At 73.7% G+C, this 12,341-nt stretch carries 13 protein-coding genes and 1 pseudogene; 8 read left to right on the top strand and 6 right to left on the bottom strand.

Annotation, left to right across the window (positions count from 1 at the left end; translation table 11 throughout):
* The 4 genes and pseudogenes from Q0L15_RS03670 to Q0L15_RS03655 form a co-directional block, all read left to right on the top strand.
* Nucleotides 1-840, top strand: a pseudogene (locus Q0L15_RS03670) (nitrite reductase (NAD(P)H)); the annotation flags it as partial.
* Complete coding sequence (nirD, locus tag Q0L15_RS03665) at nt 837-1,190, top strand: nitrite reductase small subunit NirD (protein WP_296602326.1); 354 nt, start codon at nt 837-839, stop codon at nt 1,188-1,190. The pseudogene Q0L15_RS03670 and the gene nirD, both read left to right, overlap by 4 nt.
* A 10-nt stretch (nt 1,191-1,200) precedes the next feature.
* Nucleotides 1,201-2,319, top strand: coding sequence for a uroporphyrinogen-III synthase (locus Q0L15_RS03660; protein WP_296602325.1), 1,119 nt, complete (start codon nt 1,201-1,203; stop codon nt 2,317-2,319).
* On the top strand, nt 2,316-2,957 hold the full coding sequence (locus tag Q0L15_RS03655) for a sirohydrochlorin chelatase (protein ID WP_296602324.1): 642 nt from the start codon (nt 2,316-2,318) through the stop codon (nt 2,955-2,957). Before Q0L15_RS03660 ends, Q0L15_RS03655 begins: the two co-directional genes overlap by 4 nt.
* Nucleotides 2,958-3,151: 194 nt before the next feature.
* Here Q0L15_RS03655 and Q0L15_RS03650 read toward each other — a convergent pair whose 3' ends face one another.
* From Q0L15_RS03650 to Q0L15_RS03630, 5 genes are read right to left on the bottom strand one after another with little or no spacing between them, the layout of a single operon-like run.
* The gene (locus Q0L15_RS03650) at nt 3,152-4,663 is read right to left on the bottom strand and encodes a cation acetate symporter (RefSeq protein WP_296602323.1); all 1,512 of its coding nucleotides are present in this window, start codon (nt 4,661-4,663) and stop codon (nt 3,152-3,154) included.
* A gap of 7 nt (nt 4,664-4,670) precedes the next feature.
* Nucleotides 4,671-5,048, bottom strand: a complete 378-nt coding sequence (locus Q0L15_RS03645; protein ID WP_296602321.1) for a hypothetical protein — start codon at nt 5,046-5,048, stop codon at nt 4,671-4,673.
* Nucleotides 5,045-5,785 (bottom strand): LytTR family DNA-binding domain-containing protein, encoded by a 741-nt coding sequence (locus Q0L15_RS03640; RefSeq protein ID WP_296602320.1) that lies wholly within the window; start codon nt 5,783-5,785, stop codon nt 5,045-5,047. Before Q0L15_RS03640 ends, Q0L15_RS03645 begins: the two co-directional genes overlap by 4 nt.
* Nucleotides 5,782-6,897, bottom strand: a complete 1,116-nt coding sequence (locus Q0L15_RS03635; protein ID WP_296602319.1) for a histidine kinase — start codon at nt 6,895-6,897, stop codon at nt 5,782-5,784. The genes Q0L15_RS03640 and Q0L15_RS03635 overlap by 4 nt, the downstream gene beginning before the upstream one ends.
* A 2-nt stretch (nt 6,898-6,899) precedes the next feature.
* A complete protein-coding gene (locus Q0L15_RS03630; RefSeq protein WP_296602317.1) occupies nt 6,900-7,748 on the bottom strand; it encodes a class I SAM-dependent methyltransferase in 849 nt (282 codons plus the stop codon).
* Between the two features lie 35 nt (nt 7,749-7,783).
* Here Q0L15_RS03630 and Q0L15_RS03625 point away from each other — a divergent pair, with 35 nt between their 5' ends.
* Entirely contained in the window at nt 7,784-8,509 is a 726-nt protein-coding gene (locus tag Q0L15_RS03625) for an oxidoreductase (protein ID WP_296602315.1), read from the top strand.
* Nucleotides 8,510-8,963: 454 nt separating this feature from the next.
* On the opposite strand, the gene Q0L15_RS03620 is transcribed toward Q0L15_RS03625, so the two are convergent.
* Entirely contained in the window at nt 8,964-9,764 is an 801-nt protein-coding gene (locus tag Q0L15_RS03620) for an HAD family phosphatase (protein ID WP_296602313.1), read from the bottom strand.
* Nucleotides 9,765-9,883: 119 nt separating this feature from the next.
* Between Q0L15_RS03620 and ssd the strand changes: the two genes are divergently transcribed.
* From ssd to Q0L15_RS03605, 3 genes are all read left to right on the top strand, one after another.
* Nucleotides 9,884-10,933 (top strand): septum site-determining protein Ssd, encoded by a 1,050-nt coding sequence (ssd, locus tag Q0L15_RS03615; RefSeq protein ID WP_296602312.1) that lies wholly within the window; start codon nt 9,884-9,886, stop codon nt 10,931-10,933.
* The gene (locus Q0L15_RS03610; RefSeq protein WP_296602310.1) at nt 10,930-12,084 is read left to right on the top strand and encodes a TadA family conjugal transfer-associated ATPase; all 1,155 of its coding nucleotides are present in this window, start codon (nt 10,930-10,932) and stop codon (nt 12,082-12,084) included. Before ssd ends, Q0L15_RS03610 begins: the two co-directional genes overlap by 4 nt.
* Nucleotides 12,081-12,341, top strand: a 261-nt coding sequence (locus Q0L15_RS03605; protein WP_296602308.1) for a hypothetical protein, incomplete at its 3' end; no start/stop codon positions are given. The genes Q0L15_RS03610 and Q0L15_RS03605, both read left to right, overlap by 4 nt.

Below are 12,341 nucleotides of genomic sequence, written 5' to 3'. Positions count from 1 at the left end.
GGCGGCGAGATCACTCCCGAGAAGCTGATCGTGATCGGCCAGGTGGCGCAGGAGTTCGGGCTGTACACGAAGATCACCGGCGGCCAGCGCATCGACCTGTTCGGTGCTCGGATGGAGCAGCTGCCGCTCATCTGGCGACGCCTGGTGGATGCCGGCTTCGAGTCCGGCCACGCCTACGGCAAGTCGCTGCGCACGGTGAAGTCGTGCGTGGGCTCGACCTGGTGCCGGTACGGCGTCCAGGACTCCGTCCAGCTCGCCATCGACCTGGAGCTTCGCTACCGCGGGCTGCGCTCGCCGCACAAGCTCAAGGGCGGGGTCAGCGGCTGCGCTCGCGAGTGCGCCGAGGCGCGGGCCAAGGACTTCGGGGTGATCGCGACCGAGAAGGGCTGGAACCTCTACGTCGGCGGCAACGGCGGCGCCACGCCTGCTCACGCCCGCCTGCTCGCCGGGGATCTGGACCGGGAGACGCTGATCCGCTACCTCGACCGGTTCCTCATGTACTACGTCCGCACCGCCGACCGGCTCCAGCGGACCGCGCCCTGGATCGACTCGCTCGACGGCGGGCTCGACCGGGTCCGCGAGATCGTCGTCGACGACGCGCTCGGCCTCGGCTCGGAGCTCGAGGCCGCGATGGCCCGCCACGTCGACTCCTACTTCGACGAGTGGAAGGCGACGATCGACGACCCAGAGAAGCTCGCCCGGTTCGTCTCGTTCGTGAACGCCCCGGACACACCTGACCCGCACATCAGCTTCCGCGCCGAACGGGAGCAGGCGGTGCCGGCGGAGTCGTCCGGCCCGGTCTCGCTCGGGACGACGATCCCGGTGGGGGCACCGCGATGAGCACCTCGACCGATCCTGCGACGCACACCCTTGTCTGCGCCCTCGACCGGATCGAGGTCGAGGGCGGAGTCGTGGCCCTCGTCGACGGCGCCGCGGTCGCAATCTTCCGGACACACGACGGAAACGTCTATGCGATGTCCAACTACGACCCTTGTTCTCGTGCCTCGGTGCTGGCCCGGGGGATCGTCGGAACGCGTGGCGAGATCCCGTACGTCGCGTCGCCGATGCACAAGCAGGCCTTCGACCTGCGCACCGGACAGTGCCTCGACGACGCGGCGGTCCGGGTCCCGACGTACGACGTCCGGGTCGCCGACGGCATGGTGCTCGTGGGCGGGCCCCGCGAGACCTAGGACCCCTCCGATGACCGACGGCCTTCCGCTCGCGGGCTTCCGGATCGGCGTGACCGCCGCCCGGAAGGTCGAGGAGCAGATCGGCTTGCTGGAACGGCGCGGCGCCACCGTGGAGTGGGCGCCCGCGCTGTCACTGGAGCCCAACCACGTCGACGACGACCAGCTGCGCGCGGCCACCGCGGAGGTGCTGGCCGCGCCGGTCGACATGTTCCTGGCGACCACCGGCATCGGCATGCGCACCTGGTTCGACGCGGCCGAGAGGTGGGGGATGCTGCCCGACCTGCTGGGGGCGTTGGGGTCCGCCGAGATCCTGGCCCGGGGGCCGAAGAGTGTCGGCGCACTGCGCGGCCGGGGTCTGCGCGAGCTGTGGGCGCCGCAGTCGGAGTGCTTCGAGGACGTGCTCGAGCACCTGCGCGGCCGGTCTCTCGCCGGCATGCGGATCGTCGTGCAGGAGCACGGCCAGTCGCTGTCGATGGTCGCGCACGCGCTCCGGCGGCAGGGGGCGGACGTCACCACCGTCACGGTCTATCGGGTGGCGTCGGCCGAGGATCCGGAGCCGATGTTCAAGCTCGTCGACCTGGTCGCCGACCGGTCGCTCGACGCGGTGACGTTCACCTCCGCGCCCGCGGTCGCGGCGCTGATGGAGGCCGCAGGGTCGACCGGGCGGCGCGACGAGCTGGTCTCCGCGTTCCAGGCAGACGTGGTCGCCTCCTGCGTCGGCCCGGTGACCGCGGCCGCGTTCGAGATGTGGGGCGTGCCGACGATCTACCCCGACCGGTCGCGGCTCGGCGCGATGGTCAAGCAGCTCGAGACCGAGCTGCCCTCGCGCCGGTCCGGGCTGGTGGTCGAGCTGGTCGGCGGGCGCCAGCTGCTGCTGCACGGCGAGGACGTCCTGCTCGACGGTGCCGAGGTCAAGCTCTCACCCGCGCCCGCGGCCGTGCTCAACGCGCTGGTCGCGAACCCGGGCAACGTGGTCTCGCGGCCGGCGCTGCTCGCGATGCTGCCGTCGGGGACGGCCGGGTCGGAGCACGCGGTCGAGATGGCGGTCGCGCGGTTGCGTGCGGCGCTCGGCACGCGCGCGGTGCAGACGGTCGTCAAGCGGGGCTACCGGCTGGCGGTCTCCTCGTGAGGCTGGTGACGGTCGCGCACGGGACCCGGCTGCCTGCCGGGAACGAGGTGGCGCGCTCGATCACCGCGGCGGCTGCCGCACGGTTGGGCGTGCCCGGTGTCGCGGCCTTCGTCGAGCTGGCGTCGCCGCTGCTGTCCGCAGTGCTCCCGTCTGCCGAGCCCTCGGTGGTGGTCCCGCTGCTGCTCTCCACCGGCCACCACGTGCGCGAGGACCTCGCCGCGGTGGCCGGCCGCGCGCTCGGCCCCGATCCGCTGCTGGCGGCGGCCCAGGTCTCGCGGTTGGTCTCCGCCGCAGCGCGTCCTGGGTCGCCCCTGGTGATGGTGGCGGCCGGGTCGCGCGACCCGCTCGCCACCCGCGACCTCGAGCACGCGCGCGACCTGCTCGCGGCCGCCTGGGGAGGGCCGGTGCGCATCGCGACGCTGGGGGGGCTCGGGTCCCGCCCCTCCGAGGTGGTCCGGCCCGGCGACGCGGTCTCGCCGTACCTGCTCGCCGAGGGGTTCTTCGCCACCCGCTGCCGCTCGGAGTCGCTCGCCGCCGGCGCCTCGGTCGTCGCCGACGTCATCGGTCCCCACCCGCACGTCGTCGACCTCGTCGTCGCCCGCGCCCGGGAACAGCTGGCCGCCCGGCGCTCGGCGTAGCTGTAACGCCCTGTTACCCCCTCCTCCCCCCATGGTGCAGCACCGTGGGAACCGTCGGTAACACGGCGTTACAGCGACGCCGCTCCGTGGCCGTGAGGCCGTGAGGACGAGTTGACGGCGGCTGTACGGCGGGCGCGGGCGGGCGAGACCGGACGCCGCTCGCGTTCGCCCGTCTTGTTCAGCTGATTCCTCGTTCAACCGCGGTCGAGGTCGAGAACCTCGGGGGTGTGCAGCCGGACGAGGAACCGGCCGGTGTGGGCGGGGATGCGCGCGGCGGTGAGCAGCGAGACGACGACCATCGTGGTGATGGCGAGCGGGAAGCTCCAGGCGGCGGGCTGTCCCATCAGCGTGTCGACCCAGCCGTCGGGCCGCGAGACCACGAGGGTCCACACGATCGCCACGCTGCAGCCGACACCGCCTGCGAGCAGTCCCGCGATCGCGCCGGTCGGGGTGAGCCGGCGCCACCAGATGCCCAGCAGCAGCAGGGGACAGAACGTCGAGGCGGCCATCGCGAACGCCAGCCCGACCGCCCGGGCGACGCCGAGGTTGGGCACCGCCAGCGCCACCACGCAGGGCACCGTCACCGCGACCACCGCGCCGAGACGGAACGCCGAGACGCCCCCGAGCCGCCGGCCGGCCCACGGTCGCCCGGTGACGTCCTGGCTGAGCACGCCGGCCACCGCGATCGAGAGGCCCGACGAGGTCGAGAGGAACGCCGCGAACGCGCCGGCGGTGACGAGGCCGGTGAGCAGCTCGCCCACGGGTCCGTCGAGCATGATCCGCGGCAGCTCGAGGACGAGCGCGTCGGAGCGCCGGGTGCCGGCCAGCTCGGGGGCGTAGACGCGGCCGAGCGCGCCGTACAGCGGCGGCAGCAGGTAGAACACCCCCAGCAGCGCCAGCACGACGAGCGTCGTACGCCGGGCCGCGCGGCCATCGGGGTTGGTGTAGAAGCGCACCACGACGTGGGGCAGGCCCATCGTGCCGAGGAACGTCGCGATGATCAGCGAGTAGGTGACGTAGAGGCCCTCCCCGCCGCCGGCGGCGATCGGCACCGACCATCCGTCCGACCCGGACGCGAACGGCGTCGAGTCGTCGGCCCACACGGCGACGAGCACCGTGCCGGGGACCAGCAGCGCGGTGAGCTTGAGCCAGTACTGGAAGGCCTGGACGAACGTGATGCTGCGCATGCCGCCGGAGGTGACGTTGGCCAGCACGACGAGGCCGACGATCACCGGCCCGACCCAGGTCGGCGCCCCGAGCGTCGAGCGGAGCGTGATGCCCGCGCCCTGGAACTGCGGCAGCAGGTAGAGCCACCCCACCGCGACCACCAGCAGCGAGCACACCGAGCGCACCGCCCGCGAGCCCAGCCGCGCCTCGGCGAAGTCCGGCAGCGTGTAGGCGCCCGAGCGGCGCAGCGGAGCGGCCACCAGCACCAGCAGCACCAGGTAGCCGGCGGTCCAACCGACCGGGTACCAGAGCATGTCGGCCCCGAAGGTCAGGACGAGCCCGGCCACCCCGAGGAACGAGGCGGCCGAGAGGTACTCCCCGCCGATCGCGCTGGCGTTGAGCCGGGGCCGCACCGAGCGCGAGGCGACGAAGAAGTCGCTCGTGGTGCGCGAGAGCCGCAGGCCCCAGGTGCCGATGGCCAGCGTCGCGATCGTCACCAGCGTGACGGCGACGATGCCGGGTGCCGCGTCGAGGTTCATGGCGCGGTCATCTCTCGACTTCCGTCACCAGCTCGGCGAAGTCGTGCTCGTTGCGCTCGGCCCGGCGGACGTAGACCCAGCCGAGGACCAGCAGCCACGGATAGACCAGCACCCCGAGCAGGACCCAGGCGAGGGGTACGCCGAGCACCTCGGTGCCGGAGAGCTCCGGGACGAGGTGGAAGGCCAGCGGCAGCAGCCCCACCGTGAGGCCGAGGACCGTGAGGATGCCCAGCGCCAGCCGCAGCTGCTCGCGCAGCAGCGAGCCCATGTACATGCCGCCGAGCCGGGTCTCGTCGTCGATGTCCGCAGTCCGCGCGGTCGGCGTACGTCGGCGCGGGGGCCCGCTCACCCGCACCCGCTCCGGAGCCGGCCCCTGGTCGCTCACGGCCGGCGGGTCCGGCTCTGGAGCAGCAGCTCGCGCAGCTCGCGGGTGTGCCGCCGACTGACGCCGAGCTCGACGGGAGGGTCACCGACGACCACGGCGCAGCGGCCGGCGTCCATGCGCACCTCGCGGACGTGGGCGAGCGAGACCAGCAGCGAGCGGTGGATGCGCACGAACCCGGCGCCGGCCCACTCCTCCTCGAGGGTGGTCAGCGGCGTGCGGACCAGGTGGGACCCCTCGGCGGTGTGCAGGCGGGCGTAGTCCCCGTGCGCCTCGACGTGCGTGATGTCGGAGCGGTTGAGGAAGCGGGTCACGCCGCCGCGCTCGACCGCCACCTGGGGATCGTCGCCGGCGGTGGGCTGGTCGGACCCCGCGACGACCCGGCGAACGGCCTCGGCCAGGCGGTCGGCGCGCACCGGCTTGAGCACGTAGTCGACCGCGTGCACGTCGAACGCCTCGACGGCGTGGCCCTCGTGAGCGGTGACGAACACGATCCGCGGCGGCACCCGGAAGCGGCCCAGCACCTGGGCGAGCTCGAGGCCGGTGAGGCCGGGCATCTGGATGTCGAGGAACGCCACGTCGACGTCGTTCTCGCGCAGGATGCGCAGGGCGTCGGTCGCGGCGTCGGTGGTGAGCACCTCGCCGACCCGCTCGTCGCGCTCGAGGAGGTAGCGCAGCTCGTCGAGGGCGGGCCGTTCGTCGTCCACGACCAGGGCGCGCAGCTTCCGGTGCGTGCTCATGGATGGACTCCCGGGGCGAACTTGGGGACCCGGACGACGACCTTCGTGCCCGCGCCGGGCGCAGTCTCGACGACCAGGCCGAAGTCGTCGCCGAACGCGTTGCGCAGCCGTCCGTCGACGTTGCCGAGCCCGGTCGAGTCGAGGGACGTGTCGCCGGCCAGCGCCCGGCGTACGACGTCGGGGTCCTCGCCCACGCCGTCGTCCTCCACCTCGATCACGCACTCCTGACCCTGGTCGCGAGCCACGATCCGGATGTGGCCGCCGCCCTCCGCCGACTCGAGGCCGTGCCGGACGGCGTTCTCGACGAGCGGCTGGATGCAGAGGAAGGGTACGGCGACCGGCAGCACCTCGGGCGCGATCCGCAGCGTCACCTGCAGCCGGTCGCCGAACCGCGCCTGCTCGAGCAGCAGGTAGCGCTCGATCGAGCGCAGCTCCTCGGCGAGCGTCGTGTACTCGCCGTGCCGGCGGAAGGAGTAGCGGGTGAAGTCGGCGAACTCCAGCAGCAGCTCGCGGGCCCGGTCGGGGTCGGTGCGCACGAAGCTCGCGATCGCGCCGAGGGAGTTGTAGATGAAGTGAGGGCTGATCTGGGCGCGCAGCGCGCGCACCTCGGCCTCCATCAGGCGGGTGCGGGAGGCGTCGAGCTCGGCGAGCTCCAGCTGGGCGCTGACCCACTGGGCGACCTCGTCGGCCGCGCGGGCCAGGCCGGCGGTCGGGTAGGCCGCGAAGACCTGGAGGGTGCCGACCACCCGCTCCTCGACCACGAGGGGGCTGACGATCGCGGTGCGGATCTCGCACCCGGGCTGGTCGCAGGGCAGGTCGTCGCGGTCGAACATCCGCGTGCTGCCGCGCTCGACCGTCGCCGCGGCCAGGGCCGGGCACTGCTCGACGTGGTGCTGACCGCTGCCGTGCCAGGCCAGCGCGGAGGCCGTGTCGGTGAGCGCGAGGGCGGGACTGCCGAGCAGGTCGTGGAGGTGCCGGATGCTGCGCTCCGCGCTGGCGGTGGTGAGCCCCTCGCGCAGGGCGGGCGAGGCGAGGGACGCGCTGTGCAGCGTGCGGAAGGTCGCACGGTCGGCCTCGGTCCCGAGATGCCGTCGGCGCCAGGGGCGAGGCATGGTCAGCGGAAGTCGATGAGCAGCATGTCGGTGTCGGAGCCGTCGGTGACCGTGGGCGTCGCCGGTCCGCTGTCGGACGACTGCTCTGCGGTGCGCTCCGCCACGGTGCTGCGGAAGCAGTGAGCGACGTAGGGCAGCTGCATGCCGTCCATGCCGCGCCCGTAGTCGTCGTAGAAGGCCACGACCTCCGCGATCTTGGCGGCCCGCGCCTCCTCGTCGAGCGTGGCGATGTTGGAGCGCGAGCGGGCCAGGTCGGCGATCGACTCGCGGTCGACGACCTGCCAGTGGCGGAACGTGGCGGAGTCGACCTCGCCGTACAGCTCGCTGGTCTCCAGAGGCGCGACGGAGGCGAGGTTCTCCTGGTTGCCGATCAGCTCGCCGAACCGCCGCACCCAGGGGATCCGCACGTCGCGGGCGTTCCACACCAGCGCCAGCCGGCCGCCGGGCTTGAGCACGCGGGCGATCTCGGGCAGCGCACGGTCGTGGTCGAACCAGTGGAACGCCTGGGCGACCACGACGACGTCGTACGACGCGTCTCCGACCGGCAGGTCCTCGGCGCTCGCGACCGAGGTGCGGACGTCGGGGAGCCGCTCGCGGAGCACCTGGAGCATCTGCCCGTCGGGGTCGGTCGCATGGACGTCGTGGCCCAGGTCGACGAGGCCGGCGGTGAGCTTGCCGGTCCCGGCGCCGAGCTCGAGGACCGTGGCGGGCTGGTCGCCGGCCAACCAGGCGGCGGCTTCGCGGGGATAGGACGGGCGGGCCCGGTCGTAGGCGGCCGCGACGTCGCCGAAGGACAGGGCGGCGGCGCCCGAGGAGGGCAGCGCGGGGGAGGAGGCGGGCTGGTCGCTCATCGAGGCCACCGTACTCGCAGATACTGTGGGATCTCGTGAGCTCAGACCCCTTGTCGCGCCTGGCGTCCCTCGAAGGCGTGCCGTCGGCGTACGCCGGCACCCGCGACGGCATCGACGTGATGCTGCGCGACCGTGGCCTGCGGCGTACGTCGCCCGAGACGACCGCCGAGAGCCTGCTGCGCGGCGCCCACGCGAGCGCGGTGCTCGAGGGGTCCTCCGCCACCCTCGCCGACGTGCGCGCGGGGGACGTCGACGAGATCGCCGCCGACGCGGTGCGGGTGTCGACGGAGCTGCTGTCCCTGGCGCCGTCGCTGAACCGCACACCGCTCCAGGCCCTCGCCCGCATCCACGCGCTCGCCTCCGCCACGTTGCCCGCCGACTCGCGGGGCCGTCCCCGCGACGAGGCCGCGGCCGCCCGGCTGCGTGGGATCGGTGAGCTGCTGACGGTCCCGACGGCCGCCCCCGCGCTGCTCGTCGCGGCGGTCGTGCACGCCGAGCTGGCCACCGCGGCGCCCTTCCCGTCGCACAACGGCATCGTGGCGCGGGCTGCCGAGCGGCTCGTGCTGGTCGCGCGGGGCGTCGACGAGAAGTCGCTCGTGGTGCCCGAGGCCGGTCACCTCGCGCTGCGCGCGGCGTACGAGTCGAACCTGCGCGGCTACGCCGCCGGCGGCCAGGCCGGCGTGCACTCCTGGTTGCTCTACGCCGCCGAGGCCTACTCCGCCGGCGCCGAGGCGAGCCCGCTGCGGCTGGCTGCTGAGTAGGCGCCCCTTGCTGTCGGGGATGTTCCTCCGGCGTTGCTGGGGTTCAATTGCTGACTTACGCACCGGTTACTGCGCGGTAACCGGTGCTTTTCCCAGCAATTGAACGGACAACGCCCGCGGACACAGGGTCGAGCCCAACGACCGTCTCGCCCGAGCATGCGAACGGCACCCGGCGGTTCACAGTGATTGGTCCGGGTGCCGTCGCTGACACGTGAATCCGATGGTTACCAGGCGTGCAACATCTGACTGCTGTCGCGGGAAGGTCCCGACCGACACGCGCCCTGTAGGAAGGGTAGATCGCCGCGTGGGTACCCGGATCACGTGCTGCTCTGTGGAGTTCTGACTCCGTGTCTACGCCTCATCTCGTGTGTGTTCAAGGACCTTCGAGGCTTGACTTCCGTGTCCATCTGAGGTTGCCCTGCCCTCATCGAGGTCAGGTGGATGTCGTGGGTCGTCAGGCGCTGGGCCGGCGCTTGCGCACGTTCGCCCACCACACGCCGCCGGCGGCGACGACCCCACCGACGGCGAGCGCGGCCAGCGTGGGCTTCGCGGGCGGCAAGGGCACCCGCGAGCGCAGCGCGACCGGCTTGGTGAACACCAGCACCGGCCAGCCGCGCTCGGCGGCGACCTTGCGCAGCTCCTTGTCGGGGTTGACCGCGTGCGCGTGGCCGACGGCCTCGAGCATCGGGACATCGGTGACCGAGTCGCTGTAGCCGTAGCTGGTGGCCAGGTCGTAGCCCTCGGCGGCAGCCAGCTCCTCGATCGCTCGCGCCTTCTCCTCGGCGTACGCGTAGTACTCGATGCCGCCGGTGTAGCGGCCGTCCTCGATCTCCATGCGCGTGGCGATGACGCGATCGGCGCCGAGCATCTCGGCGATCGGCTCCACCACCTCGGCTCCGGACGCGGACACGACGACCACGTCGCGGCCGGCGAGGTGGTGCTCCTCGATCAGGCTGACCGCCTCGTCGTACACGAGCGGGTCGACGATGTTGTGCAGCGTGTCCGCGACGATCTCGCGGACCGTGGCGACGTCCCAGCCCGCGCACAGCTGCGACATGAACTGCCGCATCTTCTCCATCTGGTCGTGGTCGGCGCCGCCGACCAGGTAGACGAACTGGGCGTACGCCGAGCGCAGCACCGCGCGCCGCGAGATCAGCCCACCCGCCTGGAAGGGCTTGCTGAAGGCCAACGTGCTCGACTTGGCGATGATCGTCTTGTCGAGGTCGAAGAAGGCCGCGGTGGACCGGGTCGCCATGCGGCAATCGTAGGCGGGACCGCGCCAGCCGCCCTCCACAGGAGCCGTGTCCGGCGACGTTGTCCACAGGCGCCGGCCGAGCCCGGGGCCACCGTCGCGTCCGCGGGAACCATCGCTGCATGACCGCACCGCTGCTCATCACCCGCGACCAGTCCCTGCTCGACGAGCTGCTCCGCCTCGCGGCCGCCGCCGGCGTCACACCGGACGTCGCGACCGACGGCGGCACGGCACTGCGGGGGTGGGCGCGGGCGCCGGTGGTGCTGCTGGGCGTCGACATGGCCGAGGACCTGGCCCGCATCAGCCCGCCTCGCCGGGGCCAGGTCTACGTGCTGTCGTGGGGGGCGGTCCCCGACGAGATGTTCCGGGTGGCCGTGGAGATCGGCGCCGAGAGCGTGACCCAGGTCGGACGCTCGGAGGGCTGGCTGACCGAGCTGCTCACCGACCTCGGCGACACCACGCCGGCCGAGGGCCTGGTGGTCGGGGTGCTCGGTGGCAGCGGCGGAGCGGGCGCCACGACCTTCGCCTGTGCGCTCGGGCAGATCGGCGCCCGGCGTGGGCGCGCGCTGGTGATCGACGCCGATCCGCTCGGTCCGGGCGTCGACCGGGTCCTCGGTCTCGAGGGCCGGCACGGTGTCCGGTGGGACGGCCTGTGCCACACCACCGGGCGGCTCAGCGCCCGCGCGCTCCGCGAGGCCCTGCCGCGCCGTGAGGATCTCGGCGCGCTCACGTGGCACGCCGGTCGACCGGCCACCCTCCAGGCCTTCGCGGTCCGTGAGGTGCTCTCCGCTGCCCGGCGCGGACACGACCTGGTCGTCGTCGACCTCCCCCGCACCGTCGACCCCTTGGTCGACGAGGTCGCCGCGCGCTGCGACCGCCTGCTGGTGGTCGTCGTCCCCACCGTGGCGGGGGTGGCGTCGGCCGCGCGGACGTGCGCCCGCCACCCCGACCGCACCAGCGTCCGGCTCGTCCTGCGCGGGTCGGGCGTCGACGCCCGGTCGGTCGCCCGGGCCACCGGCATCCCGGTGCTGGCCACCATGCCCGACCAGCGTGGCCTCGACGAGGCGATCGACCTGGGTCTGGGCCCCGTGCGCTCGCGCCGCGGGGCGCTGGGTCGGGCCGCGGGCGAGGTGCTCGACCAGGTGATGCTGATGCGGGCGGCCGCCGCGTGACCGGCCCCCGCGGCGAGGATCTCGAGGCCGTCCGCGACCGGCTGGCGCGCAGCCCCGGGGACCTCACCCCCCACCGGGTCGCCCAGGCCCTGCGTGAGAGCGGGCGCCCGGTGGGCGACGCCGCCGTGCTCGAGGCCTACGAGGCGCTGCGCCGCGACGTCGTCGGTGCCGGGCCGCTCGAGCCCCTGCTGCGCACGCCGCACGTCACCGATGTCCTGGTCAACGGCCCCGACCGGGTCTACCTCGACCGCGGGTCGGGCCTGGAGCTCACCGACGTGCGCTTCCCCGACGAGGAGGCGGTGCGCCGGCTGGCGCAGCGGCTCGCCGCGCTCGGTGGCCGGCGGCTCGACGACGCGACGCCGTACGTCGACCTGCGGCTCCCCGACGGCACCCGTCTGCACGCGGTGCTGGCGCCGCTCGCGCGCCCGGGCACGCTCGTCTCCCTGCGGGTGCCGCGACCGCGCACCTTCACCCTCGACGAGCTGGTCGACCTCGGCACGCTCACGCCGGGCGGCGCCCGGGTGCTGATGGCCATCGTCGAGTCCCGCCTCGCGTTCCTGGTCAGTGGCGGCACGGGGTCGGGCAAGACCGCGCTGCTCGCGGCCCTGCTGTCCCGGGTCGATCCCGAGGAGCGCATCGTCCTGGTGGAGGACGCCAGCGAGCTGCGTCCCGACCATCCGCACGTGGTCGCCCTCGAAGGGCGGCCGGCCAACCTCGAGGGCGCGGGCGCCGTGGAGGTCCGCACGCTGGTCCGGCAGGCGCTGAGGATGCGCCCCGACCGTCTGGTGGTCGGCGAGGTGCGCGGCGGTGAGGTGGTCGACCTGCTCGCCGCGCTCAACACCGGCCACGAGGGCGGGTGCGGGACCCTCCACGCCAACTCGGCCGTCGACGTCCCCGCCCGGGTCGAGGCCCTCGCGCTCGCTGCGGGCCTGGGTCGCGAGGCCGCGCACAGCCAGCTCGCCTCGGCGGTCCACGCCGTGCTCCACCTGGCCCGCGGTCCCGACGGACGTCGGCGGCTGCGCCAGGTGGCCGTTCCCGAGCGTGGCGCCGACGGCCTGGTGGTCATGGTGCCGGCCCTCGACATCGACGACGCCGGCGGGACCCGCCCCGGACCGGGCGCTGACGCCCTCGCCGCGCGGATCGGCGCATGACCGAGATCGCGGTCGCGGCGGCGGTCGCGGCCGTCCTGCTCCTGGTGCGGCCCCCGACCCGGCTCAGACCGCCACGCGACCGAGCCGTGGGTGGCGCACTGCCGCTGGCCATCGCCGGGACGAGCGTGGCCGTCCTGCTGACGGTCCCCGGGCTCGCCGGTCTCGCCGTCGTGCTCGCCGGGGCCGCCGCGGGCGTCGCGGGACTGTGGCGACGTCGGCGCCGCCGTCGTGAGGTCGAGCAGGTGGCCGGTCAGGTG

Origin of the sequence: Nocardioides sp., from assembly GCF_024509035.1 — a bacterium.
GTDB lineage: Bacteria > Actinomycetota > Actinomycetes > Propionibacteriales > Nocardioidaceae > Nocardioides.
Note: the sequence above shows the minus strand (reverse complement) of the source record. Positions and strands in the feature narration are given on the sequence as shown.